General features: G+C 70.5%; 17 protein-coding genes, 4 tRNA genes and 1 pseudogene. 6 read left to right on the top strand and 16 right to left on the bottom strand.

Features of this window, described 5'->3' with window-relative positions:
• Window positions 1-6: 6 nt before the first annotated feature.
• The 13 genes from HUW36_RS11535 to HUW36_RS11475 form a co-directional block, all read right to left on the bottom strand.
• Window positions 7-672 carry an ATP-binding cassette domain-containing protein gene (locus HUW36_RS11535; protein ID WP_246248084.1) on the bottom strand — a complete coding sequence of 222 codons (666 nt, stop codon included), beginning with the start codon at window positions 670-672 and terminating at the stop codon, window positions 7-9.
• A gap of 81 nt (window positions 673-753) precedes the next feature.
• The gene (gene rplA, locus HUW36_RS11530; protein WP_174528137.1) at window positions 754-1,470 is read right to left on the bottom strand and encodes a 50S ribosomal protein L1; all 717 of its coding nucleotides are present in this window, start codon (window positions 1,468-1,470) and stop codon (window positions 754-756) included.
• A gap of 88 nt (window positions 1,471-1,558) precedes the next feature.
• Window positions 1,559-1,990: a 50S ribosomal protein L11 gene (rplK, locus tag HUW36_RS11525; RefSeq protein WP_013288647.1), complete on the bottom strand. Its 432-nt coding sequence runs from the start codon at window positions 1,988-1,990 to the stop codon at window positions 1,559-1,561.
• 187 nt (window positions 1,991-2,177) lie between these two features.
• A complete protein-coding gene (gene nusG / locus HUW36_RS11520) occupies window positions 2,178-2,900 on the bottom strand; it encodes a transcription termination/antitermination protein NusG (protein WP_174528136.1) in 723 nt (240 codons plus the stop codon).
• Between the two features lie 35 nt (window positions 2,901-2,935).
• Window positions 2,936-3,325: a preprotein translocase subunit SecE gene (gene secE, locus HUW36_RS11515; RefSeq protein WP_174528135.1), complete on the bottom strand. Its 390-nt coding sequence runs from the start codon at window positions 3,323-3,325 to the stop codon at window positions 2,936-2,938.
• Between the two features lie 215 nt (window positions 3,326-3,540).
• Window positions 3,541-3,613: transfer RNA gene (locus HUW36_RS11510), tRNA-Trp, on the bottom strand.
• A 127-nt stretch (window positions 3,614-3,740) separates the two neighbouring features.
• Entirely contained in the window at window positions 3,741-4,133 is a 393-nt protein-coding gene (locus HUW36_RS11505) for a MaoC family dehydratase (protein WP_174528134.1), read from the bottom strand.
• Window positions 4,134-4,135: 2 nt separating this feature from the next.
• A complete protein-coding gene (locus tag HUW36_RS11500) occupies window positions 4,136-4,582 on the bottom strand; it encodes a MaoC family dehydratase N-terminal domain-containing protein (protein WP_174528133.1) in 447 nt (148 codons plus the stop codon).
• Between the two features lie 119 nt (window positions 4,583-4,701).
• The gene (rpmG, locus tag HUW36_RS11495; RefSeq protein WP_013288652.1) at window positions 4,702-4,869 is read right to left on the bottom strand and encodes a 50S ribosomal protein L33; all 168 of its coding nucleotides are present in this window, start codon (window positions 4,867-4,869) and stop codon (window positions 4,702-4,704) included.
• A gap of 132 nt (window positions 4,870-5,001) precedes the next feature.
• Window positions 5,002-5,074: transfer RNA gene (locus HUW36_RS11490), tRNA-Met, on the bottom strand.
• 25 nt (window positions 5,075-5,099) lie between these two features.
• Window positions 5,100-5,172: transfer RNA gene (locus HUW36_RS11485), tRNA-Thr, on the bottom strand.
• Window positions 5,173-5,268: 96 nt separating this feature from the next.
• Window positions 5,269-7,800: a putative bifunctional diguanylate cyclase/phosphodiesterase gene (locus HUW36_RS11480; protein ID WP_174528132.1), complete on the bottom strand. Its 2,532-nt coding sequence runs from the start codon at window positions 7,798-7,800 to the stop codon at window positions 5,269-5,271.
• Between the two features lie 594 nt (window positions 7,801-8,394).
• Window positions 8,395-8,610 (bottom strand): hypothetical protein, encoded by a 216-nt coding sequence (locus HUW36_RS11475; protein ID WP_174528131.1) that lies wholly within the window; start codon window positions 8,608-8,610, stop codon window positions 8,395-8,397.
• Window positions 8,611-8,748: 138 nt separating this feature from the next.
• On the opposite strand from HUW36_RS11475, the gene HUW36_RS11470 reads away from it, so the two are divergent.
• From HUW36_RS11470 to HUW36_RS11460, 3 genes are all read left to right on the top strand, one after another.
• A complete protein-coding gene (locus HUW36_RS11470) occupies window positions 8,749-9,195 on the top strand; it encodes a DUF6896 domain-containing protein (protein WP_174528130.1) in 447 nt (148 codons plus the stop codon).
• 39 nt (window positions 9,196-9,234) lie between these two features.
• Window positions 9,235-9,747 carry a hypothetical protein gene (locus tag HUW36_RS11465; RefSeq protein ID WP_174528129.1) on the top strand — a complete coding sequence of 171 codons (513 nt, stop codon included), beginning with the start codon at window positions 9,235-9,237 and terminating at the stop codon, window positions 9,745-9,747.
• 267 nt (window positions 9,748-10,014) lie between these two features.
• Window positions 10,015-10,557 (top strand): GNAT family N-acetyltransferase, encoded by a 543-nt coding sequence (locus HUW36_RS11460; RefSeq protein ID WP_174528128.1) that lies wholly within the window; start codon window positions 10,015-10,017, stop codon window positions 10,555-10,557.
• A 20-nt stretch (window positions 10,558-10,577) separates the two neighbouring features.
• Here HUW36_RS11460 and HUW36_RS34415 read toward each other — a convergent pair.
• A pseudogene (locus HUW36_RS34415) lies at window positions 10,578-10,763 on the bottom strand (hypothetical protein); the annotation flags it as partial.
• Window positions 10,764-10,926: 163 nt separating this feature from the next.
• Window positions 10,927-11,010, bottom strand: a tRNA-Tyr gene (locus tag HUW36_RS11450).
• Window positions 11,011-11,157: 147 nt separating this feature from the next.
• Here HUW36_RS11450 and HUW36_RS11445 point away from each other — a divergent pair.
• Window positions 11,158-11,652, top strand: a complete 495-nt coding sequence (locus HUW36_RS11445; protein ID WP_091569971.1) for a YajQ family cyclic di-GMP-binding protein — start codon at window positions 11,158-11,160, stop codon at window positions 11,650-11,652.
• 166 nt (window positions 11,653-11,818) lie between these two features.
• Here the strand turns inward: HUW36_RS11445 and HUW36_RS11440 are convergent, their stop codons facing one another.
• Window positions 11,819-12,973 carry a LacI family DNA-binding transcriptional regulator gene (locus tag HUW36_RS11440; protein ID WP_246248082.1) on the bottom strand — a complete coding sequence of 385 codons (1,155 nt, stop codon included), beginning with the start codon at window positions 12,971-12,973 and terminating at the stop codon, window positions 11,819-11,821.
• Window positions 12,974-13,678: 705 nt separating this feature from the next.
• Here HUW36_RS11440 and HUW36_RS11430 point away from each other — a divergent pair.
• Together HUW36_RS11430 and HUW36_RS11425 are read left to right on the top strand one after the other, a co-directional pair.
• A complete protein-coding gene (locus HUW36_RS11430; protein WP_246248080.1) occupies window positions 13,679-13,999 on the top strand; it encodes a tyrosine-type recombinase/integrase in 321 nt (106 codons plus the stop codon).
• A gap of 158 nt (window positions 14,000-14,157) precedes the next feature.
• Window positions 14,158-15,293, top strand: a 1,136-nt coding sequence (locus HUW36_RS11425; RefSeq protein ID WP_174528127.1) for an MFS transporter, incomplete at its 3' end; no start/stop codon positions are given.

Raw genomic sequence — 15,293 nt, 5'->3', positions numbered from 1 at the left:
TCTACCTCAAGGAGCTGCTGCGCACCGCCAAGGTCGGTGAGGCCCCGGGCCGCCGGACGGCGCGGCCTCCGTCAGCGTGCCGGCGGTGACCGACCACTGCCGCGCGCCCGGCAGGCGGACCGTCTCTCCCCGGTGGTCGCTGACCAGCACCGCGCCGCCGTCGGCCAGCACCTCGCCGATCATCTCCGGGACCAGCTCGCGGGCGGCCGCGTCCAGCCCCTCCCAGGGCTCGTCGAGCACCAGCAGGCCGGGCGGACGCAGCAGGGCCTGCGCCAGGCCGACCTTCTGGACGGTGCCCTTGGACAGCTGCGGCAGGCGCACGTCGTGGAACCGGCTCAGGCCCAGCCGCTCGACCCAGTGACGCACCGCCCGGTCGGCGGCGGGACCCGGCAGGCCGGCGACGCGCCCCATCGCGGACAGGTAGGCCCCGACGGTGAACGGCTGGTCGGCGGGGAACCGTTCCGGCACCCAGCCGACGGTCACCGGCCGGTCGACCACCCGGCCCCGGCTCGGCCGCAGCACCCCGGCGGCGAGCTGGAGCAGCGTGGACTTGCCCGCGCCGTTACGGCCGAGCACGACCGCCACCTCACCCGGACCGATCGCCACGTCGACCTGCCGCAGCACCCACGGGCCGTGCCGGTGGTAGCGGAGCCAGACGTCTTCGAGCCGCATGCGCCGAGCGTGCCACAGCGGACAGACGGACGGGGCCCCGCCACGGGTGGTGGCGGGGCCCCGTCGGGCGGTACGCGTCGATCAGGCCTCGGAGGAGGCTTCCTGCAGGTTCTTCACGATCTTCGGGTCGACCGGGACGCCCGGGCCCATGGTGGTGGTGAGGGTGACCTTCTTGAGGAAGGTGCCCTTGGCGGCGGACGGCTTGGCGCGGAGCACCTCGTCCAGCACCGCGGCGTAGTTGTCCACCAGCTGCGCCTCCGAGAAGGAGGACTTGCCGATGATCAGGTGCAGGTTGGAGTGCTTGTCCACCCGGAAGGTGATCTTACCGCCCTTGATGTCCGCGACGGCCTTGGTGACGTCCATGGTCACGGTGCCCGTCTTCGGGTTCGGCATCAGGCCGCGCGGGCCCAGGATCCGCGCGATCCGGCCAATCTTGGCCATCTGGTCCGGCGTGGCGATCGCCGCGTCGAAGTCCAGCCAACCACCCTGGATGCGGGCGACCAGCTCGTCGGTGCCCACCTCGTCGGCACCCGCCGCGGCGGCCTCCTCGGCCTTCGCGCCGGCGGCGAAGACGATCACGCGGGCGGTCTTACCGGTGCCGTGCGGCAGGTTGACCGTGCCGCGGACCATCTGGTCCGCCTTGCGGGGGTCGACGCCGAGGCGCATCGCGACCTCGACCGTGGCGTCGAACTTGACGTTGGTGGTCTCCTTGGCCAGCTTGACGGCCTCGGCGGGGGTGTAGAGCTTCGACCGGTCGATGACCTCGGCGGCCTTGCGGTAGCTCTTGCTGCGCTGCATTTCTGGTGACTCCTGTGGTCTCTGGCGGGCACGCGACGACCGCGGCCCTCCCACGAACAGACAGATCGGGTGGAGCGGTGGAGCGAGATCAGTCGGCGACGGTCAGGCCCATCGACCGGGCGGTGCCGGCGATGATCTTCTCGGCCTGGTCGATGTCGTTGGCGTTGAGGTCAGCCATCTTCTTCTCGGCGATCTCGCGCAGCTGGGCGCGGGTGACCGAGCCGACCTTCTCCTTGTGCGGGACGCCGGAGCCCTTCTGCACACCGGCGGCCTTGATCAGCAGCCGGGCGGCGGGCGGGGTCTTCAGCACGAAGGTGAAGGTGCGGTCCTCGTAGACGCTGATCTCGGCGGGGACGATGTCGCCCCGCTGGGACTCGGTCTGCGCGTTGTAGGACTTGCAGAACTCCATGATGTTCACGCCGTGCTGGCCGAGCGCGGGGCCGACCGGCGGAGCCGGGGTGGCCTGGCCCGCCGGCAGCTGAAGCGTGAACGTCTTGACGAGCTTCTTCTTCGGAGGCATGTCTCTTCCTGGGGCTTGGAACTGGGATTCTCCGCCGCCCGCGGGCGCGCACGGTCAGCGCGATGCGGAGGGCCGACGTTAAAGGGTAGCGCAAACCTCTACCGAGTTTTCGCCGAGGTAGGCGAGCTGGCGAAACGGCGCACCGGCGGCCACCCCCGGAGGGGCGGGCCGCCGGTGCCGACGTACGTCAGATCTTGGCGACCTGGTTGAAGTTCAGCTCGACCGGCGTCTCCCGGCCGAAGATCGAGACCAGCACCTTGAGCTTCTGCTGGTCGGCGTTGATCTCGCTGATCGTCGCCGGCAGCGACGCGAACGCGCCGTCGGTGACGGTGACCGAGTCGCCGACCTCGAAGTCGAGGACCTTGATCTCGGGCTTGGCCTTCTTCTGCTCGGTCTCGACCGCCGGGGCCAGCCACTTGAGCACCTCGTCGAGGCTCAGCGGCGCCGGCCGGTCGGCCCGGTCGGTGGCGCCGACGAAGCCGGTGACCCCCGGGGTGTTCCGGACGCAGGAGTAGGACTCGGCGGTCAGCTCCATCCGGACCAGGATGTAGCCCGGGAAGACCTTCGCCTGGACCTGCGACCGCTTGCCGTTCTTGACCTCGACCTCTTCCCGGGTCGGCACCTCGACCTGGTAGATGAAGTCCTCCATGTCGAGGGAGGTGATCCGGGTCTCGAGGTTGGTCTTGACCTTGTTCTCGTAGCCGGCGTACGAGTGCACCACGTACCAGTCGCCGGGCGCGTACCGCAGCTTCTGGCGCAGCTCGGCGACCGGGTCGAAGTCCTCGTCCGGGGCCGGCTCGGTGGTCGGGAACTCCGGCTCGCTGGCGGCCTCGACCGACTCGTTGTTGGCCGCCGTCGCCACCGCGGACTGCTCGTCCGGGGTCTCGGCGGTCTCGTCGTACTCAGGCACGCTCGCTCACTTCCGTCAGTATCGCTGTCCGCAGGTCAGCTGGGGTTGCCGAAGACCCACAGCACGGCCTTGGCGAAGCCGTAGTCCAGGCCGGCCACGATCGCCAGCATCACCGCCACGAAGGTGACCACCACGGCCGTGTAGGTCAGCAGCTCCTTGCGGGTCGGCCAGATGACCTTACGCAGCTCGGCCACAACCTCGCGGAAGAACCGCGCGATGCGGGCGAAGAGCCCGATCCGCTCGGTGTCCTTGCGGGTCTTGCGGCCCTCGGTCGGCTCGGCGTGGGCCCGCTTGCGGGTGGCGGTGCCACCCCGGGAGACCGGCTCGTCCGCGTCGGTGGCGTCGTCGTCGGCCACGCCGTCGACGGTCGCGTCGTCCAGACGCTCGTCGCCGTCGTCCTCGCCGCGCCGCTTGCTCTCGGCCACTTCGCCCTCCGTGCGGGATATGGGGTCGCACGCCGGGCGGCGTGCGCGGCGTGTTGGTCACGCCGGCCGGACCAACCGTCCCGCGACGGGCCGCGGCCGGCGGACCGGCCGGGAGGGCCCCGAGTGCCTCGGAACCACCCCACCGGTGCCACCACCACGGGCCGGACGCCGCCGGTGAGGCGGCGCGACCCACGGGAACGGTCAGGCCTGAGGCGCAGGGGTGACAGGACTTGAACCTGCAGCCTGCGGTTTTGGAGACCGCTGCTCTGCCAATTGAGCTACACCCCTGTGCGGCAACTCACCTCCGCTCGGACACAAGGCGCCGAGCGGGGGTCACTTGCCCCACGGCGGACCAGTGTACGGGTAGTCGTGCGACTTTCCCAACCGGTCCACCCCTCGCGCGTCTGGCGAATCCTCAGCGCGTCGTCCGGACCAACGCCCGGGCCTGCGACAACACCTTCTCGCCCTGACACGTCGCGGTGATGTCGAGCCTGGTCAGGCCATCCTCGGTGACCTCCTTGACCACCGCGGCGACCTCGATCTCAGTGCCCTCGTCGGTGTCCGGCACGACCACCGGGCGGGTGAACCGGACCCCGAAGTCGACCACCGCGTCCGGCGCGCCGGCCCAGCCGGCGACCGCGCGACCGACCAGGGCCATGGTGAACATGCCGTGGGCGATCACCCCGGGCAGGCCCACGCCGGTGGCAGTGCGGTCGCTCCAGTGGATCGGGTTGAAGTCGCCCGAGGCGCCCGCGTAGCGGACCAGGTCCGCGCGGGTCACCCGGTAGGTCTGGACGGGCAGTTCCATCCTCACGCCTCCCCGCGTACGACGATCTTGGACCAGACGGCGACCACCGGCTCGCCGCCGACGGTGCTCACGTCGGTGCGGGTGGTCAGGAAGCCGTGCCCGCCCCGATTGGTGATCTCCTCGATGGTGTTCACGCACACCAGCTCGTCCCCGGCCACCACCGGGCGGGTGTACGCGAACCGCTGGTCGCCGTGGACCACCCGGCTGTAGTCGACGCCCAGCGCCGGGTCCTCGACGATCTGCCGGCTGGCGGCCATCGTCACGATCACCGGGAAGGTCGGCGGCGCCACCAGGTCCGGGTGGCCCAGCGCCCGGGCCGCCTCCGGGTCGTGGTGCGCCGGGTCGGTCGCGCCGACGGCGGTGGCGAACTCGCGGATCTTTTCTCGGCCCACCTGGTAGGGGGCGGTCGGCGGATAGGTCCGGCCGACGAAGGACGGGTCCAGGGACATGCCGCGAACCTACACGGAAAACACGAACGCCGATCCGTGCGGTCGGGCGGCCCTGGAGCCACCGACCGGGCGGATCGGCGTTCGGATGCTGCTTGCGGTGCCGGCTGCGCCGGCCGCGATCAGCGGGTCTCGCGGTGGACGGTGTGCTTGCCGTCCCGGGGGCAGAACTTCTTCAGCTCGATGCGGTCCGGGTCGTTACGGCGGTTCTTGCGCGTGATGTAGTTGCGCTCCTTGCACTCCACACACGCCAAAGTGATCTTCGGCCGGACATCGGTCGCCTTCGCCACGGCGGAGTGCCTTCCTCGCTCACGGATAACGAACTACGGCGTGTCAGCCTACGCGCTGACGACGCGGACATGCAAAGTGGGCGCCTGTGGCGCCCATCCCACCGGCCACCGGTGTGACCCGGAGGACGAGAGTAGCGGTGGCCGGACTTGAACCGGCGACACAGCGATTATGAGCCGCTTGCTCTGCCATCTGAGCTACACCGCCGTGGCGGGTCCAGCCGGACCCTCTGAGCCCCCTTACGGAATCGAACCGTAGACCTTCTCCTTACCATGGAGACGCTCTGCCGACTGAGCTAAGGGGGCCTACCCGATCACCCCGGGGGGTGTCGCGCAGAGGAAACAGTACACGACCGCGCCGCCGAGGTGAAATCGGATCCCCCCGTCGGGTGTCGCGCCTGATCAGGGCACCACACGCAGGCGCGGCAGCTCCCCGGCAACGACCGTCTCCGGGTCGACCTGGGCGCCGAACCAGGTCTCCAGCCGCTCGTACGGCAGAGGCCGGCTGAACAGGAAGCCCTGGCCGATCTCGCAGCCGATGTCCTGCAACAGCTCCAGGGTCAGCTCGCTCTCCACGCCCTCGGCCACCACGGTCAGGCCGAACTGCTGGGAGAGCGTCACCACGGCGTTGACGATGGCCAGGTCACTCGGGTCGGTCGCCATTCCCTGCACGAACGACCGGTCCACCTTGACCTCGTGCACCGGCAGCCGGCGCAACTGGGCCAGGGACGAGTTGCCGGTGCCGAAGTCGTCCACCGAGAGCCGGACCCCGAGGTCCCGCAGGCTGCGCAGGGTCGGGATCGGGCGTTCCGTGCCGTCCAGCACCCCTGCCTCGGTGACCTCCAGCGTGAGCCGCTGCGGGGGGACGCCGTACTCCGCCAGCAGGTCCCGTACCAGGGTCGGGAAGTGCTGGTCGGTGAGCGTACGCGCGGCCAGGTTGACCGAGATGGAGAGCGCCTGGTCGCCGTGGCTCCAGTCGCGGCTGCGTCGCAGGCTCTCCCGCAGCACGAACTCGGTGAGCCGGCCGAGCTGGCCGGTGTGCTCGGCCACCGCGACGAAGTCCTCCGGCGCGACCGTGCCGTGCGCCGGGTGCTCCCAGCGGGCCAGGCACTCGACCCCGACCAGCCGGCGGTCCCGCAGGGTGACCTTGGGCTGGAAATAGACCTCCAGCTCGCCCTCGTCGAGCGCGCGACGCAGATCGCCGGCGAGCCCGAGCCGGCGCAGCGACCGCGACTCCAGCGCCGGGCTGTAGAGCTGGACGCTGCCCGGCACCGACTTGGCCGCGGTGGCGGCCAGGTCGACGCGTTGGAGCAGGGCCACCGCGTCGCTGCCGTGGTCGGGATGGACGGCCACCCCGACGGCGGTGTCCACGTCCAGGGTGAGCGCGTCGAAGACCATCTCGTCCCGGATCTGCTCGCGCAGCTGGGCGGCCAGCTCCAGGGCCGCCTCGGTGCTCTCCAGCCGCAGCGTCACCAGGAACTCGTCGCCGCCGGCCCGGCCCACGAGCGCCGAGGAGGGCGCGCAGGCCCGCAGCCGCTCGGCCACCTCCACCAGGACCTTGTCGCCGGCCGCGTGGCCCAGCGACTCGTTGACCTGGCGCAGCCGGTCGACGTCGAACAGCAGCAGCGCCACCACCTCGTCCGGCGCTTTGATCCTGACGGCCTCGGCCACCGCGGCGGTGAGCCGCCGGCGGTTGGGCAGCTTGGTGAGCGTGTCGTGCTCGGCGTCGTGACGGAGACGGTCGACCAGGCGCGAGTTCTCCAGGGCGACCGCGGCGTGCGCCGCCACCGTCTCGAAGAGCGCGACGTCGCGCTGGCTGAACTGGAACGGGTCGCCGAGACGGTTGGTGATCTCCAGCGTGCCGATCACCACTCGCCCGGAACGCAGCGGGACGACGACGGTGTCCTTGATGCCGCGCTCGGCGAGGGCGGCCCGGAACTCCGGGTCGCTGCTGACCCCGCGCCCGACGGTGACCGGACGCGCCGCCTCCACCGCCTTCCGCCGCAGCGTCGCGGGGGTGGGCGCGGTGTCGAGCAGCCCGGGGTCGTCCACCCGGGAGGTGAGCAGGGTTTCGGGGTGGCGGCCCTGCGCGGGCAGCCAGAGCGTGGCGTACTCGGCCTGCATCAGCGCCCGGACCCGGCCGAGCAGGGCGTCCGCCAGAGTGCCGTCCGGCCCGCTGGTGGAGACCGCGCGACTCAGCTCGTACATGCCGCTCAGCGTGCGGTGCTGCTGGAAGAACTCCGCGTACGACCGGTAGACCATCGTCAGCCCGCCGGCGAGCGCGGCGAGCGGCAACAGCGACCACCACGACTCGTTGAGCAACAACAGGACGATCAGGCCGGCCGAGACGTTGATGCCACTGGTGAGCAGGATCGACGGCAGGGCGCGGACCGTCTCGCGGCCGGCCTGCCACCCCTGCAGGAGCGTGTGCACCGCCGCGATGGACGCGGTCCCGACCCCGATGACGATGGCGACGGCGAGGCAGATGCCGACCCAGCGGTAGGGACCGACGCCGGTGGTCTGCGGCAGGGCGCTGAGTGCCAGCGTGCCGAGCGAGGCGCCGGCGGCCGCCCGGGCCACGTTGAACCACAGCTTCGGCGCCGCGAGGCGGTGCCGGAGGTGGGTGACCAGGGAGGAGAGCGTGTAGACGATGACCACGCTGAGCGGCGGCAGGAAGAACAACGCGAGGACCAGGGGCACCTCGGTGAGGCTGATCGCCAGCGACTGCCGCCGGATGACCACGCCGACCAGTCGGCTGCTGACCACGATCATGACGATCAGCAGGATCGCCGCCTGCGGGAACTTCCCGATCGGCTCGTCCGCGATGAGACCGGTCGCGGTGCTGGACGCGACGGCGAGCAGAGCGAGTGGCGCGGTGATGATCCAGGCATCCTCCGCGGGCCGAGGCCGCACGGTGTGGTCAGGCCGTTCCATCACCCTCCCGTCGGCAGCGCCGTCGACGGGCGGGTGTCACCGCCCGCTCCGAACGCCGACGATCGTCAGACCCAGACGACGTCCGCCAACTGCACGTCGGGAACACCGGAACCGATGACGACGGCGGCGACTACGGCAGCGAGAACGAGTGAGCCAAGCAGCCGGCCCAACCTACGACCAGACATGATTGCTCCTGTCAGAGGCGTGACGAGGGGGTGAGAACTTCCACGATGGTGCCACAGCCCCCGCGTCTAGGAAAGCGACAGCGGGCCGCTTGAGCCGCCAGTCATGCAGGTTGCGCCGTTCGGTCGACGGCCGCCCCCACACCCGGCCAGATCAGCGCCGTGCGCGGCCGAAACACCTTCGTCCACTGCGGATTCCGACCTAGCCCGCAAAGCGATCATTTACGCTGACTCGCGACCCAGCGCGAGCCGCTCGGTCTTCCCCACCCTCGTCAGCCATAGGCCACCATACATGTCGGCAGCGCGGGCGGGAGCCACCCAGAGGGTGTTTTTTCGGGCGGCTGACACTACCCGACAGTAGGCGCCGGTTCCACGCGCCGCGCATGGTTGTCCTCGGCCGGGACCGGTCGTCTCAGTCGTCGGCCGGCATCGGCCAGACGTCGCGGGAGTCGTTGAAGGCGCCACCGGGCGGCGGTTCGCGCGCCATGGACCGCAGCGTGGACGGCAGGGTGACCGTGCCCCGCCACGCCGCCCGCCCCAGCGCGACCGTCAGGCGGACGAACGCGTAGAGGACGAGCGCGCCCAGCGCCACCAGCACCACGAGATGGAACAGCAGCTGATAGATCACGGCCACATTCTGCTCGCCCGACCCTGGCATCTCGTCCCGGATCAACCGCCGCGCCACCGGTCGGCCCACCGGTCGGCCGGGCCGGGCCGGGGAAGCGCCGACGACTCGGCCGCCGGTCAGCTCGGCATACTGACCGGCATGGTCCGGGACCCGTCGGCGGTCGCCGCCGTCCGGCGCTTCGCCCGAGCGCTGGCCGAGACACGCCGGCGGATGCTCGACGACCTGCACCCGGTCACCGACGTCGCCGATCTGCTGACCGCGGTGCGGTCACGGCGGGAACTGCCGCCCGAGGGGACGACGAGCAGCGGGGTCACGTACCGCGTCCACGGCGTCGGGGTGAGCATGACCGCTCCGGACGGCCGCGAGGTCGACGTCGACCTGGTGACCGACCCCGCGACCGGTCGACCGGTCGAGGCGTTCGACGCCTGGCGCGTGCGGTGGTTCCTCGACGAGGCAGCCGAGGACGGACACACCCCGGCGGAGATCGGAGCGGCCCTCGCCCAGCTCGTCGGGGAGGGCAGCCTGGTCGAGGTCGTGGCCGGGCGGTGGTTCGCACTCCCCCGCCGCCGGCCCGACGCCCGATAACCCCGCGACATCCCCGGCACGTGGGCCGATCATGTGGCGGTGACCGGCGAAGAGGCGCTTGCCCACCTCCAGGACACCGCCACCTTCTGGAGCATCGGTTCCGCCACCTCGGTCGACGTGGTGCGGGCCGCCTGTGACTGCCTGGTGGCCGGCGTAGACAGTCCTACCCTTCGGATTCTGGCCGGCGTCTCTCCCGTGAAGGGCAGCGAGGACGACGAGCTGCGCCGCTGGCTGGGCGACGCGTTCGCGGAGTTGTCCCTGACCTACTACGGGGAAGCGAGCCGGCAAGCCGAGGAGGTGGTCCTCCGCATCATGGCGCGACGCCTGCTCGCCGGCACGATCACCCCGCGCCAACTCACGTCCTGGGTCGCCTGGTTCATCACCTACGCCGGAACTCCCTTGGCGGGAGAACTCATCAACCTGGAGAGCGCGTACGAGTTCGTCGAGTCGATCCACGACGTGCGCCAGCAGACCAGCACCAGGACGGAGGATCTCGACGCGAAAGTCATCGCCGAGGCTCGCCGGCTGGTCGACCACCTGGCCCAGGGCTGAGCCGTCGCGGGTCATGCCCGTCTTGTCGGTCATGGTGTCCCCGCCGCCGTCGACGCTGGCCGCGCGAACCCGGAGCGGCACAGCGACGGCAAGCGTCGTCCCCAGTCCTCCGGCGGCATCGACCAGACAGCGCGGGCGTCGTGGAAAGGCTTAATAGTCACCGGCTCGACCGTCAACCGCCCCACACCACCGCGCGGCCGTGGCGACGCCGGCTCCTCAGACTGTAAACAGGTTGTCGTGTCTGTCGGATGCTGCCAAGGTCCGGCGATGATCATTCGACGCGAACTCACCCATGACGCAGAGGCGATCCGGGCCGTGACTGCGGCCGCATTCCGGGGCCTTGCCCACAGCGCCCCACCAGTGGAGCCCGGCGGCGATCCCGGTGAAGCGACGCTCGTGTCGTGGCTCCGCGCTGACGAGAGTTGGATCCCTGAGCTGTCGCTGGTCGCGATCGAGGACGATGCGGTGGTCGGTCACGTGCTCGCGACCCGCGCCCGCGTCGATGCCGAGCCAGCGTTGGCGCTCGGCCCGGTCAGTGTGCTCCCACATCGCCAACGGGCCGGGATCGGCTCGGCGATGATGCACGCCGTCCTCGGCGCGGCCGACGCGCTCGGCGAGCCATTGGTGGCGCTGCTAGGTGACCCGGACTACTACCACCGATTTGGGTTCGTCCCGGCACAGCAGTACGGCATCGACTCACCAGATGTGTCTTGGGGGAAGAACTTTCAGGTTCGCGCACTCACCCACTACAACGGCCAACGCGGCCGATTCCACTACCCCGAACCCTTCGACCCGAAGCGATTCGGCTAAGTGCGTGTTCGAGATGTTGATCAGGGCCAACTGAAGGTCCGGCGGAGTTGACGGCGGGCGGGCCGCCCGCGGGTGATCCGGCAGGTCATGCCGTTGATGGCGGCCCAGCGGATGATGGCTTCAGAGACCTCAGGACGACGTTCGTAGTCGCGGGCCGGCCGACGGTGTGCGGTGAGCCAGGCCAGGGTTCTCTCCACCACCCAACGGCCCCAGGCCAGACCGGGCTCGACAACGCCCAGGACCAGTTGATCTCGGTGACAGGCATGCGACCCAGCCAGCGAGATCGAGCAGGCTGGAGCGGGACCGAGTGAGACTCACGAAAGAGGCCCCTGACCGGCGTTCTCGCTGGTCAGGGGCCTCTTTTGCACCTGGTGGCGGGTAGAGGATTCGAACCTCTGTAGCTTTCGCGACGGATTTACAGTCCGCTCCCATTGGCCGCTCGGGCAACCCGCCAGGGCACCCCACCGCGTCGCAACGCGGCGGCGGAAGCAAGGATAGCGGTTGCCCCCGGCACCGTCGCAAGCGGGTACCGTCAGGGGGTCCCACGCTGGTCAGCGCGGGACGGAACAGGACACACCGCCGGACAGCAGGAGCAGAAGCATGGCAGCGAACCCGTCGTTCGACATCGTGAGCAAGGTCGACCGCCAGGAGGTCGACAACGCCCTCCGCCAGGCGGAGAAGGAGCTCGCGACGCGGTTCGACTTCCGCGGCACCGGCGCCGAGATCTCCTGGTCGGGCGAGGAGGCGATCGGCCTCCAGGCGGAGACCGAGGAGCGCGTCCGGGCCGCGCTGGAGGTCTTCAAGGAGAAGCTGGTCAAGCGGAACATCTCGCTGAAGTCGCTGGACGCGGGCGACCCCCGGCCGTCGGGCAAGATCTTCAAGATCGACGCCAAGGTGATCCAGGGCATCGAGTCGGACAAGGCCAAGGCGATCAGCAAGAAGATCCGCGACGAGGGCCCGAAGGGCGTCCAGGCGCAGATCCAGGGCGACCAGCTCCGCGTCACCGGCAAGAAGAAGGACGACCTCCAGGCCGTCATCACGCTGCTCAAGGGCGAGGACTTCGGGGTCGCGCTCCAGTTCACCAACTACAGGTAAGGAGGCTGCGGCCGGCCTGGTCATCGGGCCGACCACGCCTTGTCACCTGGGCAGATGTCGTCACCAGTGGTCGTCGTTGGTCGCTCCCGATCGGCCTCCGACGGCCTGGTGACGGCCTGGCCGAGTCCAACTTGCGCCCTACGCCCGTTGGTTGGGAGAGGCACGGTTACGTCGTGGCGCGTACCAGCAGGTGAGGGCTGAGCACCGCCGGTGGTGGCAGCTCGCCGGCCAAGAGCCGGTCAACCTGATTCACGGCGAGTTCGCCCAGCCGCCGCTTGTCGAGGTGGATCGTAGTGAGCGGCGGATCGATCAACTCTCCGATGCTCAGGCCGTCGAAACCGACCAGCGCGCACTCCGCCGGCACCGCGACGCCGAGCTTGCGGGTTGCCTGGAACGCACCGATCGCGACAATGTCGTTGAACGCGAGTACCCCGGTCATGTCCGGATGCGCGGCGCGCAGTGCCTCGAACGCGCTGGCGCCACCGGCCATCGACTGCTCACCGAGAACGACCCACCTCTCGTCGACCGGCAACCGATGGGCCCGAGCGACGTCGAGGAAGGTCTGGCGCCGTACCAGGGGATCGCAGGTGGAGAAACAGTCGATCATGCCGATCCGCCGATGCCCTCGCTCGATCAGGTGCAGCAGCCCGGCTCGGACACCTACCTGCGTGTCCACCCGCACTAGTGCGTGCGTCGTCGAGTCCAGCCCTCCATCGACGATGACCAACGGCACACCCGCGACGTACGGCTCCAGTTCATCGTCGGTGTGGCTAAAGTAGCCGACGATCGCGTCGACCTGCCGTCCCAGGGACCGCAGGAGCGCCAGTTCCCGGGACGGGTCATTCTCCGTACTCGCGATGACGACCTGCCAGTCCCGGCCGCCCGCCGCTTGAATGACTCCGGCGACGAACTCCGGGTAGAACGGGTTGACCACGTCGGGGACGACCAGCCCGATGGTCACCACGTCGGGTTGGACCAGCCCACGTCCGAACCGGCTGGGCCGATAGCGCAGTTCCCGTGCCACGTCGAGCACGCGGCGCTGCGTCTCCGGGTCGATCTCACTCTTGCCGTTGATCGCCCGCGAGACAGTCTGGTGTGAAACGCCCGCCACCCGAGCGACGTCCCTGAGCGTGACCCGCCGGCCGGCCCGCGTCGACGTCGCCGTCCCGTCCTTCTCCGTCACGCCACTACTTAACCATGCCAGCTCTCGCCCCCGGTTTTCGTAGTTGACGCGGTCGGAGAGGTGCGTCAAGATGCCGTTAGCGGTCACGTTACCGTTAACGGGATGCACCGCTGCTGTCCCGCGAATGAACAGATACAACTGGAGGACGACACCGTGGCTTCCGTGAGATCTAGCGAATCAGGCCAGACCCACCTGTTGTTCCGCGCGCTGTTCGCCGACTGGCTTGCCCGGGCTGACGCCTGGTCCGCGTTGCCGAGTGCCCCTGTCGTACCGGATCCCCCACGACGGCGATCCACCTGGCCTTGGACCGAAAATCCGCCAACGGCAGCCAAAGGACGCCGATCCCGGCCGTAACCCGGGCTGACCTGCCGCCGAGGCGGCCGGGGTCAGCGTGACGACCGGCCTGCCATCTAGGAGCTGGAGGAGCTGCGCCGGCTAAGGCGGGAGAACGCCGAGTTGAAGCGGGCCAACGAGATCTTGAAGGCCGCGTCGGCTCTTATTCGCCTCGAAACTCGACCCGGCCCGGCCCGGCCCGGCGACGGTCATAACGCTCGTCGATGAGCTACGCGATCCCTTCGGGGTCGAGCCCGTCCTCCGGGTCCTCAACGTCGCCGTCTCATTGACCGCTGGCAACACCCTCCGCATCCGGAAAGACCTTGGCTGGCGATCCCCAGACGAGCACGAAGACGCCTGGCACACCCACCAGGCTCGACAGGATCAGGCGGCTATCGTTCAGCCTGAGCCCACCGGCGCCAGGTAACCAACCCTCCGGCAAACCGGGGGAACCTCACCCCGGTGCCGGTAGCCCTGCCGTGGGAAGTGCCCGCTGGCCCGTCGGTCACGGTGAACTTGGTCGTCCATGGGCGCACGAACGTCGCCCTGGACCGCCACACGCTCAACCGGGACTACTGGCACCCCGCCCTCACCGCCGCCGGCATCCAGTCGTCCCGGGCCACCGGTATGCACGCCCTGCGGCACTTCTACGCCTCCGTGCTGCTCGACGCCGGGGAGAGCGTCAAGGCGCTGTCGGAGTACCTGGGCCACGCCGATCCCGGCTTCACCCTGCGCACCTACACGCACCTCATGCCCACCAGCGAGGACCGCACCCGGCGGGCGGTAGACAAGGCCTTCGGGTCGCCCTCGGACGGCCTGGCGACGGCCTAGCGGCGATCATGGTCGCGTTTTGGCTGCTAGCGTGCGGTATTCCTCCAGTTCACCAACTACCGGTAACCGCGCCCGCCGGCCGCCCCGGCGGCGGCCGGTCTTCTGCCCTGGGGCAACTTCCTTGGGGTACGCGCCCCTGATGCGGTCGGGTGGGCACCATGCGACCGACGACGCTGCTCCCCTACCGGCCGGTGCTCGCCCAACCGGTGCTGCGCCGGCTGCTGCCCGGGCTCGCCGTGTCCGCGCTCGGCGACGGGCTGGCCCTGGTCGCGGTGACCTGGTTGGCCCTGGACCTCGCGCCCGCCGGTCAGCGGGGCACGTGGACGGCGTTCGCGGTGGCCGCGTACACCCTGCCGGGGGCGGCCGGCACGGTGCTGTTCGGTCGGCTGCTGGGTGGGCGGAGCGGGGCGCAGCTGGCCGGCTGGGACGCGACGGTGCGCGCGGTGGCGCTGGGGGCGATCCCGGTCGCCCACCTCGCCGGGGTGCTCGACGTCGGCCTGTACGTGGCCCTGCTCGCGGTGTCGTCGCTGCCGCACCCCTGGGGGGCGGCCGGGCAGTTCACGCTGGTGGCGGAACTGCTGCCGCCGCGCCACCACCTGGCCGCGAACGCGTTGCTCGGCCTCTTCGGTCAGGCGGCCACGGTGGTCGGTCCGCCGCTGGCCGGTCTCCTCGTCGCCGGGGTCGGCCCGGTCTGGGTGCTCGCGGTCGACGCTGCCAGCTTCGGCGTGCTGGCGGTGAGCTACCGCCTGGCCGTTCCGGCGCGGGACCGGCGCGGCGGGCGGGCGGCGGGGGACGGTCCGTCGCGGACGTCGGGTTTCCGGATCATCCGGCGGGACCGGTCGCTGCTCGGCCTGCTGTCGCTGACCGTCGGCTTCTCCTTCCTGTTCGGACCGTTCTACGTCGCCATGCCGGTGCTCGTCGGCGAGGACCCGCACGCCTCCGCCGCGACGCTCGGCGCCTACTACACCGCGTTCGGGGTCGGCTCGCTGCTCGGCGGTCTGGTCACCGGTCACCTGCGGCGGTGGCCGCTGCGCCCCACGCTCGTCGGCGTCGTGGTGGCCTTCGGCGCCGCGCTGCTGCCGCTCGGGTTGGGCGCGCCGTTCGCCGTGTCGCTGTCGGCCTTCGCCGTGGCCGGCCTGGCCTGGGCGCCCTACCGGCCGACGTCCACCGCGCTGGTCCAGCGTCGCGCCGGCGCCGGGGACCTGCCGCGCGTCCTGGCCGCCAACGGGGCGGTCACCGTGCTGGCGGTGCCGCTGGGGACCATGCTCGGCGGTCCGCTGACCGCCGCGCTCGG

Source organism: Micromonospora maritima, assembly GCF_902825405.1.
GTDB classification, from domain to species: Bacteria; Actinomycetota; Actinomycetes; order Mycobacteriales; family Micromonosporaceae; genus Micromonospora; species Micromonospora maritima.
The sequence above is the reverse complement of the archived record's forward strand: the minus strand, read 5'-3'. Positions and strand labels throughout refer to the sequence as shown.